Consider the following 18977-nt stretch of genomic DNA (forward strand, 5'->3'; position numbering starts at 1 on the left):
CCAGACTTAAATCGGTGCTCGCCGGTGCTTATGTGACCGACACCGCTGATCGCGAGTCCATCCGGTCATTTGAAAGGCGCACCTGCTTGCACGAACGTCTGCTCGAAATCGACGGCAGCCTGCTTCTGACGCTCGACGCGTTGCTGCGCGATCGCAATGTCACCCACGCTGCTGCGCGGCTCGGCATCACCCAGCCGGCGCTTTCCGCGCGGCTGATGCGGCTCCGGCGCGTGTTTGGCGATCCACTGCTGACGCCAGCAGCCTCCGGTCGCGGCATGACGCCGACACCTCATGCGGCAGCGCTGCAGCCGGAACTGACCAAACTGATTGAACGGCTGCGCGACTTCACGAACGCCGCGCAGGTGTTCGACCCAGCGACAAGCGAGCGCGTTTTTCGCATCGCGGCGACAGACAATCCCGCGGCGATCCTTGCCCCGGACCTCATACCGCACCTCCACGCGGTGGCGCCGAACATTCGTGTCGCGCTCGTCCTGCCGGACAAGCCGCGCATCGCGGCATCGTTGGAGGAAGGGGAGGTCGATCTCTATCTTGGCCTCGCCGAATGCGTCGCCAACGGCCTGATCGGCCGTGCCCTGTTCGACGAAGAGTTCGTAACGGCACAGCGTCGTGGTCATCCCAGGGGCAAGCGGCCGTTCGATCTCGACGAGTTCTGCTCACTCGACCATCTCCTGATTTCCGCGGATGGTGGCAACTTCACCGGCATGGTTGACGAGGCCCTTGCCGGTTTGGGGCGCGAGCGCCGGGTGACCGTCTCGGTGCAGAGCTACGCGCTGGCCACGCTGGTCCTGATGAACAGCGATTGCATCTGCACCTTGCCACGCCGCTTCCTGCAGCGTTTCACGTCGTCGCTCGATCTTTTCGAGCCGCCGCTGGAACTGACCAGGTTCCAGCTGTCGGCATTCTGGCACCAGCGTGTGAGTGGAGATCCTGCCCACGGCTGGTTGCGCGAACAGGTCTTCCTGACCGCGAAGGCGCAAGGCCGATCGATGAACTGAGCGACGCGGACCTGGCTTACTGTCGGGCTGCTCCCGCCCGGTTTCGATATTCCACCGGATGCCAGCTGTAGGAGCCATTTCCCTCGGCACGGATATGACCAACCCCCGGGAACTGCAGATGCGGCGCGGCTATGAGCTGGCGCGTCTTGGCGAAGTCGGGAAACACCTTTTCGCGCACGGCCGCTGCCTGATCCGGTTTCACATCGTAGACGATGGTGATCGTCGGTTTGGGAAACTGCACCGATTCCACATGGACGATGTCGCCGACGAAGACGATCGACTGTCCTTTGTCCGATACGGTGAAGAAGGCCGTGCCCGGTGTGTGTCCCGGGTGGAGGTTCGCCACGATGCCGGGCAGGACGGTTTCGTTGTCGGCGAAGGTTTTGACCTTGCCGGCCTTTGCAAGAACGCCGACCGTCTTTTCAGCCTCGTCGAAATAACGCCGGTCGTAACCCGTTCGTTGGGCGTTGGCTGGGTCGAGGAAGAAGTCGATGTCGGGTGCGCCGACATGTACCGTCGCATTGGCAAAAGCCGGTTTGCCGTTCTCGACTAGACCACCGGTGTGATCTGTATGGACATGGGTGATCAGGATATCGGTGATGTCTTGCGGCTTCACGCCGATGCGGGCGAGACTGTCGCGCAGCTTGCCGCCGAAACCCGGCCCGAACAGCGAGCCGGAACCGGTGTCGACGAGAATGCGCCGGTCGCCGGCACGAAGCAGATAGACGTTGATGGATGCTTCGACCGGATTGGCGAGGAAGGAACGGTCGAGGAGGCCATCGACCTCGGACTGCGATGTCCCGGTCAGGAGCTTGTACAGGTCCTGCGGGACAGTCCCGTCTGACAGGGCGGTGATCTCGATGTCGCCAAGCGGGAAGGAATAGGAGTCGGCGGCCTGCGTATAGGAGGCTGTCGCTTGCGCGCCCTCGCTTTGCGCGAAGGTCGGCATTGCCGTGCCGACAAGCAGGCCAAGTGCCACGGCAGCAAGAAGGGAACGACGGTTCATGAAGAGGTCCTTTGTTGCGAATAGACCTCAGCTATGTGCTGCCATGACGGGCTTGAAATCGGAACCTTGGATCGGACCGATAGATCACGTCTATACCTTGCCGGTCGTGCTCCCCATCAATAGGTCACCGTTACCACAACGGTGTCGGTATAGGTGCCTGGTGCCGGTGTAGTCTGCGCCGGCACGCGCCCATAGACGGGAATGCCCTGTGCGGCACCCGTCCCTGTGCCGGCGACGGTATTGGTTCCGATGGTGCTTCCCCAGGGAAGGCTGCGTGCCGTGTCCCTGTAAAGTCCGTAGGTTATGCCCTGGTTGCCCAGAGCCATGCGTCGGCTCGTCGGACCGGTGCCGGTCTGGCCGTTGCCCAAACCGACGGAATAGGTCGTTCCGGGCGTGCAGTTGACCGACACCTGTCCGGTTGCATCGACATTGCCGCTCAACACGCCGGTTGTGCCGAAGTCGACGGGCTGTGTCGAGATCAGGCAGTTCGCCGCCACTGTTGCGGTGGTGTTGAAGGATGGCCGGGCAACGACAACGCCGGTGGTGACGGTGCAGTCGTTGCTGGCTGCCGAATATCGGTAACGAAATTCCACGTGGCTGCCGGAAAAGGCGGACAGATAGCTGCCCGGCGGAACGGTGCCTTGACCGCCGGGCACGGCGCCGTAGAGCACGGTACTTCCCGAACCCGAACCCAGAAGGCTGAGCGTCATGGCAAGAACAGGAGGGCGGGATGGATAGGGCCACAGATATGAACCCCATACGGTGCTTCGGCTCGCATCCGAATAGATCTGGAAATTCATGATATTCGTGCCATTCAGCATCTGCCTGCTGGATGCCGTCGTCCCGCCGGAGCCTTCGCCCAGATTGGGGCAGATCAAGATGCGCGACAGTGCCGTGCCGGTGCAGCTCACGGTCATGTTGGCGGTGGTATTCGTCTGTACGCTGGATAGCGTGTCCACTTGGCCAAAATTCATTGCAGAGATGCCGAAAGTGCAGCTTTGCGCCCAAGCCGCCGAAGGAAGCGAGATGCCAAAGAGGAGGCCGGCGAGAGGCCTAAAAAGCAGTCTCACTGGCATACCACCTTCCTGATCACCACCTGCTTGCCCGGATTTTCGCGATACGGGAACGTTGCCTGGCAGGAATTGCCATTGCCAAGATCAATGGTGACGCTGTTGTTCGTCTTGAGCGCCCGGACATAGGCTTCGCCGTCATAACCGATGACGAAGGTGTCGGGGTTGTCCGAAAGTGTGCCTGTGGAACTGACCGGCAATGGTGTTCCGCCGGCGTCGACGAAAGAAACCAGTGCGGCGGCGGGCCTGTCCGAAACACCGAAATCGACGACCACGCCGCTGCGATCGGCCGGAACCACGATTTCCTTCGTTGCAGGAATGTCGGCGTCGACGGGAAGATTGCCGGGATTGATCGAAACTGTGTTGTCTTCATAGGAGCGCAGATCAGGAACGATGATCTTGCCCCGTCTGCCTGTCTTGCCCGCTGGCCTGTTCTGGTATTGGACTTCGACGTCGGGCGCACCGACGTCGACGACGGCAAAGGCATCGTCGATCCGGTTCGTGGCAAAGACACCACCACCTGCCACGGCAATTGCACCCTCCAACTGCGCGGTGGCGCGGACATCCTTGTCGAACTGCTCGACGGCGGCTTCGGCTCGTCCCACAGAAGAGCGGTAGCTGACGGCGGCCGACCGATGCGGCGTTTTTCCTTCCGACGTTCTCAGTCGCCAGCCGACACTTCCATCTTCGAACTGTTCCGACTTGGTGAGATCGGCAAAGCCACGTGTACCATCCGGGCCGTTTTCAACCCCGGTGGAGGCTGTGATGTTGTCGTCGAAGGGGATGGAGAGGCCTGCGAATATGCCAAAGCTGTCTTCGTTTTCGATGTCCTTGAAGGCGGAGGCATAGATGGTGCTGCGCTCGAAAATCTGCTGGCTGTAGGAGACGCCGACGATCCGGTTACGCTCACCCTCGGCATCTTCGAAATTGGTGAAGGAAAGCGTCAGGCTCGACAGATCGAGCGGCATCGGGATGCTCAGCGTCGCCTGGTCGATCGCACGTGGCACTCCGGCGCTGAAGAGCGGCAGACCATCCCGCCCAAGGGCGGGTTCTGCGGTAACAGCAGCGATGTCCTGGTAATTCCCGAAGACGCGCTGAATGCGTCCGTAGAACGTCCATCCTTCATAGCCGAGCTCCACCGCTGCATTCACCAGCGAGCCCGAACGCCCGTCATGATAGCTGCCGGCAACCGCCATTGACGCCGCGCCGTAGCCCGCAAGGGGAAAGGCAATGCCCGCGCCGCCATTGGCAAGCTCGGCGCCGCCCTCGGCATGGCCTTCCAGCGTCAGCCAGTCGGTGAGCCCATAGCGGGCGCTGATCGAGCCCATGAGCCTTTGATCGTAATTGTTCGATTCGATACCGAAATTGCGCCGGGGAAAGCCAATCTCTGCGGAGAAGTCGAGCAAGCCGCGGCGCAGCAGCATGTTCGAGGAGTAGTAAGGCAGCGAGGTCGCGGTTTCCCGGCCGAGGCTGTCTCTGATCACGACCCGCGCCTGGCCCTGTCCGGTGAAGGCGGGGATGTTGACGACCTCGAAGGGACCGGCGGCAACCTCGCCGGCATAACTTCTTGTGTTCTGCGTGTAGATTTCCAGCGTGGAGGGCACCGCGGCCGTGCCGGAAAAGGAAGGCAGCGGCAATGTCACCAGATCCGGGCGCAGCGCAAAGTTGCGCTCGATCTGCATGCCGCCAAGATAGACCGGCCGTGTCCAGGCGAGGCCGCCGGAAATGATGTCCCCGGCCCGGTAGGTCACCATCCTGTTCGAGTCGGAGTAGGCCCATGTCGTCTTGAGCCTGCGAAACCTGTTGAAATCGTTGTCCGAATAGCCCGCGAGAAATGATTGGCTCAGTGTCCCATAGGGGCTGAACAAGCGTGCGTCGAAACTGCCCGAGATGCCCTGGAAGAGATCCGCTTCCTTGTCGAACAGCGTGTTCGAGCTGGCAAAGAGCGAATAGTTCAACACGCCGCCGAAGCTGGAGCGCGGCTCGAGGCGGTCGCGCTTGTCCTGTGTGTCGGCGTCGATCACCTTCGCCTGCCGTGCGTCATCGGTGGTCGCGATGAAAATGCGCTGAGCGGCCTCATCGACACGGAAGGAGACCGACGGCAGCCGGTCGATGACGATCAGGCCGTCGTCCGCCTTTGCAGTGTCGACCGGCTTCAACCCCACCTCGGACAATTCCTGCGGGGTCACGCCAAGTTGGCCGTCCGGCAACTGCTTGAAATTGCCGATCAGATTGGTCGACGCGTCATTGATGAAGACCTCCAGATAGAGGTCCCGTGCTGTTGTCGTTGCAGGCTGTGGATTCGTTATGTCGATTGCCTGTGGTTCCGACGATGCGGAGGACACAACGAAAACCGAAGCCAACACACAAACTGACAGCCTAGCGGCTGCCCGCAACACTTGCCGTTATGGGACCGGCGCCGCTCTGTGCGGAGAGCTTGATCGCCCCTGCGCCCAGCCGCCCCCACCGGCCATTGCATGACGGAATCCCCAAGAACGTAGCCGACGAGACCCTTGCGGCTGGCGATCGTCTTTCCGCCTTGCGTCAAGGTCATATCGGCCAGACGGAGCCTGCTGCCGCCCTTGTTCTCACCGATCAGCATCAAGCCTCGACCCGAACGGGCGAGCTTCCAGGTCACCTGTGGACCGCCGGCGTCGGCGTTTCGAAAGAACACCGGGATCATGTGGCGAACGACCAGATTGACGGTGCCCGCCTTCTTTCGGGAAGGATCGGGCAGCTCATCGACCACCACACGGTAGCTTTCCTCGCGCCCGACAGGCGACTTGCCGACGCGCACGACGCGGATCGTGTAGTCCTCGTTGGGTTTGAGCTTCATCGACGGCGGGCTGGCTACAACTTCGGTTGTGGGCTCAAGCTGCTCGGAGCCGCCTTGCTGGGTCCATCGAAAAACCCGCACCTGTACGTTGAGCGGTCCACGCGCCTCGTTGCGCAGATTGAGCGTGGCTGCGCTGTCCGGCCCGATAAGTTCGACCGTTGTCGGGGCGACCCGAAGCGAAGCCGCTTGCGCCGAGGCAATGCCTGACAAAACAAACGCAATTACCCCGCCAAGTCCCTTCAGCAAAGGATGCATATGCTTCACTCCTTTGCCGATCAGTACGTTACGGTGATAGCAACGACATCGGAATAGACGCCCGGAGCGGGCGTGTTCTGGGCCGGCACGCGGCCATAGGCTGTGATGCTCTGGGCCGCACCGTTACCCGTGCCGGCGACGGTGTCGGTTCCAGCCGTGTTGCCCCAGAGCTGCGTGCGGGCAGCGTCTCGATAGATCGTGTAGTTGATGGTTGCTGATGCAGGTCCGGTCATCTTGCGCACGGCCACGGTCGCGCCTGCGCCATTGCCGGCATTGAGACCTACCGTATAGGGCGTCGTGTTGGTGCACTGGACCGAGAGAGTTGTCGTCTGATCCAGGTTGGCGTCGATGACACCCTTGCTGCCGAAGTCCAGGTCCGCGGCGCTGACGACCTTGCATTCACCCTGAATGTTGATTCGAACATTAAGGTTGCCGGTTGCGGTGGCGGCGAAAGTACTGGTGGGTATTATCGACGCCGCCGCGCAAACAGCAGCAATTGAGCAGTTCAGCAACCTCATAAGATGCTCCCTGTTTCGGTTTCCGCTGCGAACGGAAACTCTGGCGAAGCACCCCTGCCTGTACGTTGTATGCCATCGCATCGAGCGATGATCAATAGAAGTCCGCGATGCATTTGACGGAAGGCGATTTCGTGCCCTTGACGATTGCCGTTTCGGTCGCCATCGCCTAAATAGCGCGCAACCTCCGTTCAATTCGGCTTTCAATCCGTTCGATCCAAGGAAAGCGCGCGTGGCACGCCAGTTCATTTATCACATGTCCGGCCTTTCGAAGGCCTACGGCACCAAGAAGGTGCTGGAGAATGTCCATCTCTCCTTCTATCCGGATGCCAAGATCGGCATTCTCGGCCCCAACGGCGCCGGTAAGTCGACGATCCTCAAGATCATGGCCGGGCTCGACAAGGAGTTCACCGGCGAAGCCTGGCTGGCCGAGGGCGCGACCGTCGGCTACCTGGCGCAGGAGCCGCAGCTCGACCCGAACAAGACGGTGTTCGAGAATATCATGGAGGGCGTTGCCAAGAAGACGGCCATCATCGAGCGCTACAACGAGCTGATGATGAACTACTCCGACGAGACGGCCGATGAATCGGCCAAGCTCCAGGATGACATGGACCGCCTCAACCTGTGGGACCTGGAACAGCAGGTCGAGATGGCGATGGAAGCGCTGGCCTGCGCGCCCAAGGACGCCGATGTGACCAAGCTTTCGGGTGGCGAACGCCGTCGCGTCGCGCTGTGCAAGCTGCTGCTTTCCGAGCCGGATCTGCTGCTGCTCGACGAACCGACCAACCATCTCGATGCCGAGACCACGGCATGGCTTGAAAAGCATCTGCGCGCCTACAAGGGCGCCGTGCTGCTCATCACCCACGACCGCTACTTCCTCGACAACGTCACCGGCTGGATTCTCGAGCTGGATCGTGGCCGCAGCATTCCTTACGAGGGCAACTACACCGCCTATCTGGAAGCCAAGGCCAAGCGCCTCAAGCAGGAAGGCCGCGAGGACGATGCCCGCCAGCGCGCGATCGGCCGCGAGCGCGAGTGGATCCAGTCTTCGCCCAAGGCCCGCCAGACAAAGTCCAAGGCGCGTATCCAGGCATTCGAAAATCTGCTCGAACAGGCCAACAACCGCCGCCCGACCGACACGCAGATCGTCATTCCGCATGGCGAACGGCTTGGCAATGTCGTGATCGAGGTTGCCGATCTCGACAAGGGCTTCGGCGAACAACTGCTGATCGAGAACCTGACCTTCAAGCTGCCGCCCGGCGGCATCGTCGGCATCATCGGCCCGAACGGCGCCGGCAAGACGACGCTGTTCAAGATGATCACCGGCCAGGAAAAGCCAGATGCTGGCACCATCCGCATCGGCGAGACGGTCAAGCTTGGTTATGTCGACCAGAGCCGCGATGCGCTCGACCCGAACAAGACCGTCTGGGAAGAGATTTCCGGCGGCGCCGAAGTGGTCAAGCTCGGCAAGTTCGAAGCCAACACCCGCGCCTACTGCTCGTCGTTCAACTTCCGTGGCGGCGACCAGCAGCAGAAGGTCGGCAACCTGTCGGGTGGTCAGCGCAACCGCGTGCACCTGGCCAAGATGCTGCGCACCGGCGGCAACGTGCTGCTGCTCGACGAACCGACCAACGATCTCGACACCGAAACGCTGGCGGCACTCGAAGACGCGCTGGAAAGCTATGCCGGCTGCGCGGTGATCATCAGCCACGATCGTATGTTCCTCGACCGCCTTGCGACGCATATCCTGGCCTTCGAAGGCGACAGCCATGTCGAATGGTTCGAGGGCAACTTCGAGGACTACGAGAAGGACAAGATCCGCCGTCTCGGTCCGGAAGCGGTGAACCCGCACCGGATGACCTACAAGAGACTGACGCGATAAGAATACCGACGCCCCGCCCAAAGCGGGGCGTTTTTCATTCCGAGCATTTTCGACTGGAGTTCGTACGATGAAGGATTGGTCCGCTTCGCTCTATCTCAAATTCGAGGACGAGCGCACGCGCCCCGCGCGCGATCTGCTTGCGCAAGTGCCGCTTGCCGATGCCCGTCGCATCGTCGACATCGGTTGCGGACCGGGCAATTCCACGGAGCTCCTGGCCGATCGCTGGCCGGAAGCACAAGTCTCCGGCTTCGACACGTCGCCCGACATGATCGAGAAGGCGAGGGCGCGGTTGCCAAAACTTTCCTTCGAGCTTGCCGATGCGGCGAGCTGGACGCCGGTTGAGCCGGTCGACGTCATCTTCGCCAATGCCGTGTTCCAGTGGCTGCCGGATCATCCGGCGGTGCTGCAGCGGTTGCTCGGCCTGCTGGCCCCTGGCGGCGCGCTCGCCGTCCAGATGCCCGACAACATGGATGAGCCGTCACATCGGCTGATGCGTGAAACCGCAGCGTCAATGCCTTTCGCTGAAAAACTCGCCAAGGCGGCACGTGCCCCATTGCCTCCGGTGTCGTTCTACTACGACAGGCTCAAGCCACATGCGGCCAGGCTGGACATCTGGCACACAGTCTACAATCATCCGCTGGCGAATGCGGCCGCGATCGTGGAGTGGGTGAAGTCGACCGGGCTCAAGCCGTTTCTCGACCCGCTGGATGACGCGGAAAAGCATCAGTTTCTCGACCACTATACGGCGAGGATCGCGCAGGCTTATCCACCGACCGTGGACGGCAAGGTGCTGCTGCGCTTTCCGAGGCTGTTCATCGTCGCCACGCGCTGATCCTGCGGTTGGCAGGTCGACATCTTCGTCGGCGTCGCCGTTATTTTGCCGCCTCTGGAGCAGACGCGGCGTCAACAGCCCTGCGTGAAGCGGGATCAGGAAAGGCTCGCTTCGCGCTGGAAGGTAGCGTAAACCGCATAGAAACGCCGACCGCATCACCTCCCAGGATGCCGGCGACAGCGCGGCTCCCAACCGCCAGGAAAACGAGTTGAACATGCATCGCGTCATCATCAGCGGCATCGGTGTCGAAATCCCGGAAGCGTCAATCAGCAACGACGAACTGGTCGAAAGCTTCAATGCCTGGGTCGATATGGAAAACGCCAGGCGGATGGCAACGGGCGCGGAGCCGTTGCAGAAATCCGACGCCGATTTCATCGTGCATGCCTCAGGCATCAAGAAGCGCCACGTCGTCGAGCGTACCGGTATTCTCGATCCGACGCGGATGGCGCCGCGGCTGCCGGTACGCCCGGACGAAGCGTTGTCGCTGCAGGCCGAGTTCGGCATTGCGTCGGCACGCAAGGCTCTAGCTCATGCGGGCAGGGAACCTGGTGAGATCGATCTGGTGATGGTCTCGTCCTCGCATCTGCAGCGGCCCTATCCGGCGATCGCCATCGAAATGCAGGAAGCGCTCGGCACCAGAGGCGCGGGCTTCGACATGGGGCTTGGCTGTTCTTCCGCAGCGGCGGCATTGCATGTGGCGGTCAATCTCGTGCGCTCGGGTGCGCAAAAGAAAGTGCTGGTGACGACGCCGGAGATCATCACCGGCCATCTCAATTTCCGTGACCGCCAGACGCATTTCATCTTCGGTGACGCTTCCGTTTCAATGGTGGTGGAAGCTATCGGCGAAGAGGAGACGAAGCCGGGCCGTTTCGAAGTGCTCGATACCAGGCTGTGGACACAGATGTCGTCCAACATCCGCACCAATCTCGGCTATCTGACCCGCACCACGCAGGACGATCCCTATATGATCGATCTCGAGGGGAACATGATCAAGCAGGTCGGCAACAAGGTCTTCAAGGAAGTCACCGTCGCCGGCCACAAGTTCATCGTCGAGTTCCTGGCCGAGCATGGATTGACGCCCGATGGCATCCGGCGGTTCTGGCTGCACCAGGCCAATGCGCGCATGAACGCGATGATCCTGAAACTCGCTTTCGGCCACGAAGTGGGGCATGATCGCGCGCCGATGGTGCTCGAGCGGCTGGGCAATACTGCGGGTGCCGGTGCCATCATCGCACTCAGCGAAAATCATGCCGATATGAAACCGGGCGATTTCGGATTGTTGTGCGCGTTCGGTGCCGGCTATTCGATTGGTGGTGCACTGTTGAAGATGCAGTAGGCGCATACTGCATCAGAAACCTTCATCGGTTCATCAGCGCTTTCGACTGGACCGTGCGAGGGCATTGCGACAGGTTGCGCCTCCAGATGTGCAGACTGCGGACAGGTAGACCATGCTCGATACACAGCCCGAGATCGTGCCGGGGAAAAAGCTCAGCGCCAAAGTCGCCGGCCTCTACGCAGCGCCATCCGAAGATTTCCAGACACGCGCGGTGGAGCGACTGCAGCTTGGCTTCGACGGTATACCGGGAGACTTCCATGGTGGCCAGACGCGGCGGTCAGGTGGGCGTGAGCCATGGTATCCGCGCGGCACGGAAATTCGCAACGAGCGGCAGGTGTCGATCGTCGCCTTCGATGAACTGGCCGTGGTCGCCGAGCGCATGGGACTTGCCGAGATAAAGCCTGAATGGATCGGCGCCAATCTCGTGATCGACGGCCTGCCGAACCTGTCGATGCTGCCTTCTGCCACGCTGCTGTTCTTCACAGGTGGGGTTACATTGAAGATCGATGCGCAGAACGGTCCATGTCGTCTTTCCGGCCGTTCAATCGCTGAAAATGCCCGCATGCAAGACCAGGATGCCGGTTCACTGCTGTTTCCCAAAGTGGCGAAGCGCCTGCGCGGCCTGGTTGCCTGGGTGGAAAAGCCCGGTGTGATCGAAGCTGGAGAAGCAATTTCGGTGCGTGTTCCCGAGCAATGGATCTATCAGGCCTGAGCGGAGAAACTTCAGGAAAAACGTGCGGCGTTTTTCTCGAGGAATTGCTTGAAGACAAAGAGTTAGAGCGTTCCGCCAAACCGAAACGCTCTATTGGGCGGCACGCAACTGTCGGTAGGCCAGCGCAGCGAGCACGAGTACACCGAGCAGCATGGTGGTGTTGACCGCGTATTTCACGGTGAGCGCTGCATCGCCGGCAGGCTGAACGGCAAAGGACGTCAGCGCGTAGGCAAGGAGGGCCGCAGCGGCCGCGCCAAGCACGTGGATGCCTTTCCACGCAGCGCGCCCCGACCATGTCGAAATCAGCATGGCACAGCCGGCGAAAGCGAGCAGCGAGACCGACACGCCTGTCCAATCAGGTGACGAAAAGATGTGCAGGGCGAGTACGGCCAGAACAAAGACGGCAACCAGCCACGGTGCCGGCACGTAGCCGGCGCGTTTTCCGGTGTAGACCGGGGCGAGAAGGGCGGAGATGCCCAGAAGCAGGGCGCAGGCAACCGTCGCCACGAATTGCGCCTTCGTCGCCATGAAACCGGTGACCCTGAGATGGTCGTCGAAAACGAAGGCGGCGGCAGCCAGATAGAACGATATCATCAAAAGGATGCCGATGCGCCCGAGCCATGGCCGATCGGCAATGCGTGGCGCGCAGCATTCCACCACTGCGATCGGAGCGGCGAAACTCCAGACGACGTGAGTACTGACGAAGTCGAGGGTCAGGTTGGCACTGATCCCGAGTGGACTTATCCAGGTCGGCAGCCTTTCAGTGTCCCAATAAGCGATGTTGAGATCGGTGCCGTAATGAGGGTTGAACAGGCTCTGGTCGATCAATCCGGCCTGGATGAGGCCAAAGGCGGCGGCGAGCAGGAGCATGGTCGGCCATCCGCGCCCGGTGCGCCGCGTGATCTCACGGATGAGCAGCGCGATCGAACCGTAGAGAGGGGCGAGGATCACCAGGCCCCACAACATTTCAAGCGGGTGATATGTGCTTTCGGCATAACCGACCAGATATTCAGCCGAGATCGGCGAGAGCAGGAACAGGCCGATCACCGGCAGCAGGCGCCGACCAAGCTCTGGCTTCGACAACACTGTCACCGCGGAAGACATCCGAAAACTCTTGGCTAATAATGGAGTATATGCTCTATTAATGGGCGAAATGCAGAAAGCAGTCAAGCGCCAGAGATCGCCCGATGCGGACCGTCGATCCTGAGAAACATGCCCGCAAGCGTGCCGACATCCTCGTTGCCGCCGCCGAGGAATTCGCTGCCAATGGTGTCGACGGTACTTCGACCGCTGCGATCTGCCGGCGCGCCGGTATCGGTTCCGGCACGTTGTTCCACTATTTCCCGACGAAGCTCGAGATCGTGCATGGCCTGTTCGGCGACGCTTTCGAGCGTATGGCGGCGGTCTATCTGCGAGCCGAGGCCGAAGACGATCCGCAGGCAGGGTTCCACCGTATCCTGCAGCATCTGTTCGATGATCTCGCCAACCCGTTGGCGCCGGGGCTGATGGCGGTGGCGCTGCTGCAAATCGGCCGCGACGAGGCGTTTGCGCGGATGTTCAGCGAGGACGAAGAACGCGCAAGGCGTTCGCTCACCATCCTGCTGGAACGGATGGCCGATCGCGGCATGCAACTCGCATTCCCACCAGAACGTGCAGCCGCCTGGATCCAGCACCTGTTCGATGCCAGCTTCCTGGCCTCCGGCAGCGCCGGGTTCGACGCCGCCCGCCAGACGACGGAGCTGCGGATGTTGATCGATTGGCTGGTTGGCGTGGAGATTTTGGAGACCGCAACAACCCCGGCTCAGCCGGGGTAGGTCACAGGTGTCGACCATGCCGGGTCTTCATGTCTGTCCCAATAAAGTTGTTCCAGCCGTCTGGTGATCGGCCCAACCTTTCCGTCGGCGATCGGACTGCCGTCGACCACCGTCACAGGCATGATGCCGCCAGCGGTGGAAGTGATGAAGACCTCATCGGCCCTCTTGAGCGTGTCCACACCGACGTCGACCGCCTTGCAGTCGAGTCCGAGTTCGCTTGAAAGCTCGAAAACCGTGCGCCGGGTTATGCCGGCCAGAACGCCGACTGCCGGCGTCACCAGCGTGCCTTGCTCGACCGCGAAGACGTTGAACCCCGGGCCTTCGGCGACATTGCCGTTGAAGTCGAGCAGCAGCGCTGTTTCGGCGTTGCGGTCGTAGGCATCGTAGAGGCCGCGCACGAGGTCGAGCCAATGGTAGTTCTTGATTGCCGGGTCGACCGATGCGGGTGGGATGCGGATACGGTCGCTGATCGCGACATGCAGCCCGCGTTCACGCTGCTCGGCATTGGCCACCGAGCCGAAAGGCACGGCGAAAGCCATGAAGCGGTTGATGGCGTCGCGCGGGTCGCGGCTGAAACTCGGAGAAGCGCCGCGCGTGCAAAGCATCTCGACATAGGCGGCGCGGTGGCCGGAGAGTGCCACGCAGTTGTGCAGGATTTCCGCCACTTGTTCCCGCGTGAACGGGATCGACATGCGCAGCCGCTCCAGGCCGCTGAAGAAACGTTGGATATGCAGGTCCAGCCGGAAGAAGCGGCCGTTCCAGACATGAACGGTGTCATAGGTGGCGTCCGAATGCAGGAAGCCCCAGTCGAGCACCGAGATCCTGGCCTGCGATATCGGCAGGTATTGTCCATCGAGGAAGGCGACGCCTGCTGGATAGCTGTGCGGGTCGATATGCCGGCTTTCGAGGGCGGGCAGGGCGCTGACGATATGATCCATGGTCTCTCCTCATCCTTTGACGCAGAATGCCCGCGCACGATGCGCCATATCCCTCAAAATGGCTGTCCGCATGCGCGCGAGGCGGTCAAAATAGCGGGTCTGCTGAAACGGAACGATCGGCGCAACGGCTGTTTCAAGCCCGTCCTTGCCAGGCAACACACGTTTCACCGCTTGGCCGCCTTTGACGCGTTCGGTTTTCGCGAGTGACTTATGTTTGGCGTCGTCGAAGAGGAGGCAGACCATGGCGGTGAGGGAAGTCGTTCTGATCGGGGATGCACGGCTGTGGCAGGTTGCGCAGGCAGTCGATCCGGCCAAACAGGATTGGCGACAAGACGCCATCGACCTCGCCGATACGCTGGCTGACCTCAAGGTCCGCAGAGGTTTTGGCCGCGGGTTGGCCGGACCGCAGATCGGTTCGCCCTGGCGGCTGATCGCCTTCGATTGCCGCCTGGGGACCTTTGTTGCCGTCAATCCGCGCATCACCTGGCGTTCGGATGAGACCTTTTCGGTGCTGGATGACTGTTTCAGCATCCCTGGACGGAAAGTACCGGTCACGCGTAGCAAAGCCGTTGCGTTCGAATGCGTGGACATCGATGGTCATGCTCATGTCTTCGAGCGTCTCGAACCCGATCTTGCCGAACTGGTGCAACATGAGGTGGATCATCTCGACGGGATCCTGATGACGGACCGCGCGGGTCAGCAGCACGGTAGTACCGCAACCGGAGTTGACAGTCGGATGGGTGCGACCTAGTTGATGGGGATCAGCCAGTTGCACTGGCCGTAAGCGTTAACGTCACTCAACGCGCAAGATCGAACGGCTCTCTGCCGCGATCTGCGCGGCTGTGTCCAGCAGATCGAGGCAAGGAGCCTTGAGAGGACACAGATGAATATCCAGACCACTCCAAACAGCCTCGCGGGTGCGCCCCACATCGAGCGCGTCCGCTTCGAAGTCAGGCGTCGCTCGCTTCAAGTCGAGCGCAGCATCCGCCTGACACCCGGCATGCTGCGCATCGTCTTTTCGGGCGACGACCTTCACGACTTTGCAAGCCTCGCACCCGACGACCACATCAAGATCTTCGTGCCGACGCCTGCTGGCGAAATCGTGCCACGGTCCTATACGCCGCGGCGCTTCGATGTCGAGGCGCGCACGCTGGCGATCGATTTCGCACTCCATGATGCCGGACCGGCAACGAACTGGGCGATCGACGCCCGGCCGGGCGACCGGCTGGAGGTTGGTGGTCCGAAAGGTTCGACGATCGTTTCGCCGGATATCCGGCATTGGCTACTGATCGGGGACGAGACGGCGCTTCCGGCCATCGCCCGCCGCATCGAGGAAGCCCGCGAAGGCAGCCGCATGACCAGTATCGTCGCCGTGACCGGACCGCAGGAGCATCTGGTGTTCGATACGCGTGCCGATCTGCTCACGCTTTGGGCACATCGTTCGATTTCGGACAGCAGCGATCCGACCACGCTGCTGGCGATCCTGAAGACGATCAGCCTGTTGCCGGGAACCTTCGTCTGGATCGCGGCCGAGGCGCTGGTGACGCGTGCTGTCCGCAGCTATCTCGTCGAGGAGCGGGGCCATCCGCTGAGCTGGATGAAAGCATCCGGCTATTGGGTCATAGGCCGTGCGGATGCCCATGAAAAGTTCGAGTGATCGCAGGCAATTCCAGGCACAGTGTTTGGTGTTTTCCGTCCGGAATTGCGTTCAGGATCCGGAAATGGAGCGGATCGCCGTTTCCATGAGACGGTGAATCGCTCTAGCTGTGGAGCGAACCTGACCGGCTCCGGAGCCGCGATCATGCATATGAACAGCATGGGAAAAGCCGATCATGAAGAACGACAGATCCTCACGTGAGTTGAGCGAGATCTTGGGTGATCTCGCTCGTGAGGAGGACAGGCTGGGGGAAGCATTGCAGCTCGCGGAAGATCACCTTCTCGCCGAGCCTGGTGATACGGACATACTGGAATGGCGCATTCGCCTGCTTGAGCAGATGGGACGCAGCGACGAGGCGCTCGTTGCATTCGATCGCTACAAGACCGCAATCCTTGCACGGCAGCCTGGAAGCCCGCATCGCTGGCAGGAACTTGGTTTCGCACTGTATCGGCAAGCCGAGGTCTGCCGTGCCCTCGGCCGCAGGGAAGAGGCGCGTCGGCTGATTCTGGAAGCGGTTACCAGGATCGGCAGCTTCGCCGACCACACGGCCTGGATGACTGCAGCGCGATGGTTCTGGGACGATGGCGAATTCGATGGCGCCGGGCGGCTGTGGTACGATGTCATGTTCAAGAGCAACGCCGATGTCGGGCTGGCCGCCGAAATTCTCGAAACCACTACCGCTCTAGGCGACGAGCACAAGCATGATTGGGTCTGGCTCGCGCGCATGCGGGCAACGCTGACCGTTCCGGCGCGAAGACGTGAGCGCATCGAGACCATGTTCCAGCGTGTCGCGCACCAGCCCCTGGCCTGGCGCATCAGGGCCAGGGCACGCGCCATGGCGGATGACCTGGACGGAGCTTCCACCGATCTCGACCGCTACCTTGAATCCGGTGGCGACCCCAGGGCACAGCTCTGGCGGGCAGAGCTCAACCACCAGATGGGGCGAGCCCATGGTCTGGAGCAGATCGTTTGGAACCGGACACCCGAGGCGGGCGCGCGCGATTATTATGCGGCAGGCTGCGACGTCGCGGAATTCATCGAGGAGCTGCAGCAAGAGGGGGAATATGTCGGTGCCGACGATTTCGCACGTGCCCGTCGGGTGGAGGCCGAGGTCTACAAGCTTGGAGCGGAGCGCTTCGAACATTATTTCAGGACGGGAGACGGCAACAGCGAGGATGCCGATCCGCATGTCTACGCAATGCTGTGCAACAATCTCGGCTCGTCCTGGGGTATCAATCAGGAACGCTACCTGGAAGGCATAGCCTGGCACGACAAGGGTTGGGCGGTTTCGCCGTTCTGGGAGCAATACAGCAACCGGCTGCGCAACCAGCTCCACGCCCGCCAATGGGCAGGCGTGATCGAATCCTATGAAGTCCTGCGTCGGGCTTTCGGCAGGAACTGGGGATATGAAAAGCGGTTGAATGGCGTCGGCTATGCGTATGATCAGCTCGGACGCCATGGCGATGTACTCACTCTTTATGATGAATTCGCCGACTGGTGCTGGGGGTTCGAGACGAACTGGCTCGAGTTCGACGAGGAAGAGAGCCAGATCGGGCTGATGCTGCGGGCGGCAAAGGCAGCAGCGCACGAGGGCCGCGACGATCTGTTGCGCGAAATCACGGGCAGGCTGCTGGCCTCCGATCGCCTGACCGCCAACATGGCGGGCTTTCTCGCCAAGGTCTGGGCGGATCGCGGTAATCCCGCCGAAGCAGAGCGCTGCAGGCAGGCGCTCATTCCGCAGGAGCCGCCGGCGGTGCCGGACGCACAGAGGCTTCCTGACCTCCAGACGCTGCAGAGAATTCATGATGGCGTGCTGTTGAATTCGGGTTACGGCGCTCTCACCCTGGCCGCGGAAGATGAGCAGGCCTGGCATTTCGTCGTCACGCGCTATCTTGCGCCGGCCGATGGCGGTCCCTTTTGTCCCGTCAACATCGAAGCGCAACGCGGAAAAGAACCGGGCACCCAGGCCTGGCAGGTCGGCCTGGTCGAGGAGCCGGCCGGATGGCTGGGACGCCTTGGAGGCCGCAAGGTCAATCGGCGTGTCCAGCTCACCTGTTCTCTCTCAGGCTCGCTCGACGCCGAGGCGCTCGAGAGTGCCGACGATGAGGAGATCGAGGCCTTCTGGCCGCAATTCCTGCAACACTACGAAAGGGCGGGCAAAATCTGGCAGCAAATGTTGGCCACAATCACCATCGAGCACATCAGAGCGCTTCTCGCCGAACTCGAGGCTGCCGGCTATGACTATGGCCAATCGCTGGATCTGGGTATCTGCCTGGCTCAACGTTCGTTGATCAATGGCCGCGAGGAGATCAGCCTTTGCTTCGATCGCTTGCGGGATGGCGATCCCGCTCGACCAGGCAAGGCCTGTGATTTCTATTATTACCGCTATCAGATCGCCGGAACCGAAGAGAAACCTATTCTCTGCTACATGTATCAGGACAAGAACCTCCAAGCGGCCGAGGATATCGAGCCCAGTGCTCCCGATCTCGCGCTGGCCTCGCTCGATCACTTCCAACGCATGATGCGCCGCCTGGAGCGTTGGCGCAGACAGCGGAAGGGTTGAGCGCTCGGGCTCCAGAGGGCCGTCGCCACCTCCGGGATGGTGCACCAGTTTAAAGCTTACAGCCGAACTCGCGGCTCGAACTTCACGCGGTCGAGCATGATCATGGAACGGAATTTGCGAATGTTGGGGTTGGCATAGAGCCGCTCCCTGGTGAAGGTCTCGAACGCGGCGACGTCTTCCACCATGACGACAACCACGAAATCGGCATCACCGGTGACCATGTAGCATTGCGTTACTTCAGGGGCACTGCGCATCTCGCGTTTGAAGGCGTCGATCAGGTCAAGCCGTTCGCTCTCCAGTTCGATGTTGACCACCGCGGTCAGCGACCGGCCTGCGGCCTGCGGGTTGATCAAGGCGATATCGGCTTCGATGATGCCGTCTTCCCTAAGCCGTCGCACCCTGCGCATGCAGGAGGCTGCGGAGGAGGCGACACGTTGGGCGAGTTCGGCAAAGGAAAGACGGTTGTCCTCCTGAAGTGCGTTCAGGATACGTCGATCGAGATCGTCCAGTGGCATACGAAGCGTGTCCTTGGCCATTGCTTCCTG

Annotated in this window: 18 protein-coding genes; 9 read left to right on the forward strand and 9 right to left on the reverse strand. The window is 61.3% G+C overall.

Features of this window, described 5'->3' with window-relative positions; all coding sequences use genetic code 11:
- The first annotated feature begins 86 nt into the window (after positions 1-86).
- Positions 87-1016, forward strand: coding sequence for a LysR family transcriptional regulator (locus tag C1M53_RS22105; RefSeq protein ID WP_245488243.1), 930 nt, complete (start codon positions 87-89; stop codon positions 1014-1016).
- Positions 1017-1032: 16 nt separating this feature from the next.
- On the opposite strand, the gene C1M53_RS22110 is transcribed toward C1M53_RS22105, so the two are convergent.
- From C1M53_RS22110 to C1M53_RS22130, 5 genes are all read right to left on the reverse strand, one after another.
- Positions 1033-2022, reverse strand: coding sequence for an MBL fold metallo-hydrolase (locus tag C1M53_RS22110; RefSeq protein WP_129414190.1), 990 nt, complete (start codon positions 2020-2022; stop codon positions 1033-1035).
- A gap of 116 nt (positions 2023-2138) precedes the next feature.
- The gene (locus C1M53_RS22115; protein ID WP_129414191.1) at positions 2139-3098 is read right to left on the reverse strand and encodes a spore coat protein U domain-containing protein; all 960 of its coding nucleotides are present in this window, start codon (positions 3096-3098) and stop codon (positions 2139-2141) included.
- A complete protein-coding gene (locus C1M53_RS22120) occupies positions 3089-5437 on the reverse strand; it encodes a fimbria/pilus outer membrane usher protein (protein WP_245488244.1) in 2349 nt (782 codons plus the stop codon). Before C1M53_RS22120 ends, C1M53_RS22115 begins: the two co-directional genes overlap by 10 nt.
- Positions 5398-6183, reverse strand: coding sequence for a molecular chaperone (locus C1M53_RS22125; protein ID WP_348630004.1), 786 nt, complete (start codon positions 6181-6183; stop codon positions 5398-5400). Before C1M53_RS22125 ends, C1M53_RS22120 begins: the two co-directional genes overlap by 40 nt.
- Positions 6184-6203: 20 nt before the next feature.
- Positions 6204-6701: a spore coat U domain-containing protein gene (locus C1M53_RS22130; protein ID WP_129414193.1), complete on the reverse strand. Its 498-nt coding sequence runs from the start codon at positions 6699-6701 to the stop codon at positions 6204-6206.
- Positions 6702-6930: 229 nt separating this feature from the next.
- On the opposite strand from C1M53_RS22130, the gene ettA reads away from it, so the two are divergent.
- From ettA to C1M53_RS22150, 4 genes are all read left to right on the forward strand, one after another.
- A complete protein-coding gene (gene ettA, locus C1M53_RS22135) occupies positions 6931-8580 on the forward strand; it encodes an energy-dependent translational throttle protein EttA (RefSeq protein ID WP_129414194.1) in 1650 nt (549 codons plus the stop codon).
- A 67-nt stretch (positions 8581-8647) separates the two neighbouring features.
- Positions 8648-9412, forward strand: a complete 765-nt coding sequence (tam, locus tag C1M53_RS22140) for a trans-aconitate 2-methyltransferase (protein ID WP_129414195.1) — start codon at positions 8648-8650, stop codon at positions 9410-9412.
- A 214-nt stretch (positions 9413-9626) separates the two neighbouring features.
- Complete coding sequence (locus C1M53_RS22145; protein WP_129416312.1) at positions 9627-10748, forward strand: beta-ketoacyl-ACP synthase III; 1122 nt, start codon at positions 9627-9629, stop codon at positions 10746-10748.
- A gap of 112 nt (positions 10749-10860) precedes the next feature.
- Positions 10861-11460 carry an MOSC domain-containing protein gene (locus C1M53_RS22150; protein WP_129414196.1) on the forward strand — a complete coding sequence of 200 codons (600 nt, stop codon included), beginning with the start codon at positions 10861-10863 and terminating at the stop codon, positions 11458-11460.
- 90 nt (positions 11461-11550) lie between these two features.
- On the opposite strand, the gene C1M53_RS22155 is transcribed toward C1M53_RS22150, so the two are convergent.
- Positions 11551-12564, reverse strand: coding sequence for a hypothetical protein (locus C1M53_RS22155; protein ID WP_129414197.1), 1014 nt, complete (start codon positions 12562-12564; stop codon positions 11551-11553).
- Between the two features lie 83 nt (positions 12565-12647).
- On the opposite strand from C1M53_RS22155, the gene C1M53_RS22160 reads away from it, so the two are divergent.
- Positions 12648-13274 carry a TetR/AcrR family transcriptional regulator gene (locus tag C1M53_RS22160; protein ID WP_129414198.1) on the forward strand — a complete coding sequence of 209 codons (627 nt, stop codon included), beginning with the start codon at positions 12648-12650 and terminating at the stop codon, positions 13272-13274.
- Here the strand turns inward: C1M53_RS22160 and C1M53_RS22165 are convergent.
- Both C1M53_RS22165 and C1M53_RS22170 read right to left on the reverse strand, forming a co-directional pair.
- Positions 13262-14212 (reverse strand): aminotransferase class IV, encoded by a 951-nt coding sequence (locus tag C1M53_RS22165; protein WP_129414199.1) that lies wholly within the window; start codon positions 14210-14212, stop codon positions 13262-13264. The two genes, C1M53_RS22160 and C1M53_RS22165, sit on opposite strands and share 13 nt — an antisense overlap.
- Before the next feature lie 9 nt (positions 14213-14221).
- Positions 14222-14455 carry a hypothetical protein gene (locus C1M53_RS22170; RefSeq protein WP_129414200.1) on the reverse strand — a complete coding sequence of 78 codons (234 nt, stop codon included), beginning with the start codon at positions 14453-14455 and terminating at the stop codon, positions 14222-14224.
- Between C1M53_RS22170 and C1M53_RS22175 the strand changes: the two genes are divergently transcribed.
- The 3 genes from C1M53_RS22175 to C1M53_RS22185 all read left to right on the forward strand — a co-directional run bounded on the left by C1M53_RS22175 (position 14454) and on the right by C1M53_RS22185 (position 18432).
- Entirely contained in the window at positions 14454-14963 is a 510-nt protein-coding gene (locus C1M53_RS22175) for a peptide deformylase (protein ID WP_129414201.1), read from the forward strand. The genes C1M53_RS22170 and C1M53_RS22175 overlap by 2 nt on opposite strands.
- A gap of 132 nt (positions 14964-15095) precedes the next feature.
- Entirely contained in the window at positions 15096-15869 is a 774-nt protein-coding gene (locus C1M53_RS22180; protein WP_129414202.1) for a siderophore-interacting protein, read from the forward strand.
- Between the two features lie 175 nt (positions 15870-16044).
- Complete coding sequence (locus C1M53_RS22185) at positions 16045-18432, forward strand: hypothetical protein (RefSeq protein ID WP_207213032.1); 2388 nt, start codon at positions 16045-16047, stop codon at positions 18430-18432.
- Positions 18433-18488: 56 nt separating this feature from the next.
- Here C1M53_RS22185 and C1M53_RS22190 read toward each other — a convergent pair whose 3' ends face one another.
- Positions 18489-18968, reverse strand: a complete 480-nt coding sequence (locus tag C1M53_RS22190; protein WP_245488245.1) for an Lrp/AsnC family transcriptional regulator — start codon at positions 18966-18968, stop codon at positions 18489-18491.
- Positions 18969-18977: the final 9 nt, after the last annotated feature.

It is taken from the genome of Mesorhizobium sp. Pch-S (assembly GCF_004136315.1).
GTDB lineage: Bacteria > Pseudomonadota > Alphaproteobacteria > Rhizobiales > Rhizobiaceae > Mesorhizobium.

Coding starts and splice junctions, on each gene's coding strand:
- C1M53_RS22110 (WP_129414190.1), bottom strand. CDS start 2,022: ATGAACCGTCGTTCCCTTCTTGCTGCCGTGGCACTTGGCCTGCTTGTC.
- C1M53_RS22115 (WP_129414191.1), bottom strand. CDS start 3,098: ATGCCAGTGAGACTGCTTTTTAGGCCTCTCGCCGGCCTCCTCTTTGGC.
- C1M53_RS22125 (WP_348630004.1), bottom strand. CDS start 6,183: ATGCATCCTTTGCTGAAGGGACTTGGCGGGGTAATTGCGTTTGTTTTG.
- C1M53_RS22130 (WP_129414193.1), bottom strand. CDS start 6,701: ATGAGGTTGCTGAACTGCTCAATTGCTGCTGTTTGCGCGGCGGCGTCG.
- tam (WP_129414195.1), top strand. CDS start 8,648: ATGAAGGATTGGTCCGCTTCGCTCTATCTCAAATTCGAGGACGAGCGC.
- C1M53_RS22145 (WP_129416312.1), top strand. CDS start 9,627: ATGCATCGCGTCATCATCAGCGGCATCGGTGTCGAAATCCCGGAAGCG.
- C1M53_RS22150 (WP_129414196.1), top strand. CDS start 10,861: ATGCTCGATACACAGCCCGAGATCGTGCCGGGGAAAAAGCTCAGCGCC.
- C1M53_RS22155 (WP_129414197.1), bottom strand. CDS start 12,564: ATGTCTTCCGCGGTGACAGTGTTGTCGAAGCCAGAGCTTGGTCGGCGC.
- C1M53_RS22160 (WP_129414198.1), top strand. CDS start 12,648: ATGCGGACCGTCGATCCTGAGAAACATGCCCGCAAGCGTGCCGACATC.
- C1M53_RS22165 (WP_129414199.1), bottom strand. CDS start 14,212: ATGGATCATATCGTCAGCGCCCTGCCCGCCCTCGAAAGCCGGCATATC.
- C1M53_RS22175 (WP_129414201.1), top strand. CDS start 14,454: ATGGCGGTGAGGGAAGTCGTTCTGATCGGGGATGCACGGCTGTGGCAG.
- C1M53_RS22170 (WP_129414200.1), bottom strand. CDS start 14,455: ATGGTCTGCCTCCTCTTCGACGACGCCAAACATAAGTCACTCGCGAAA.
- C1M53_RS22180 (WP_129414202.1), top strand. CDS start 15,096: ATGAATATCCAGACCACTCCAAACAGCCTCGCGGGTGCGCCCCACATC.
- C1M53_RS22185 (WP_207213032.1), top strand. CDS start 16,045: ATGAAGAACGACAGATCCTCACGTGAGTTGAGCGAGATCTTGGGTGAT.
- C1M53_RS22190 (WP_245488245.1), bottom strand. CDS start 18,968: ATGGCCAAGGACACGCTTCGTATGCCACTGGACGATCTCGATCGACGT.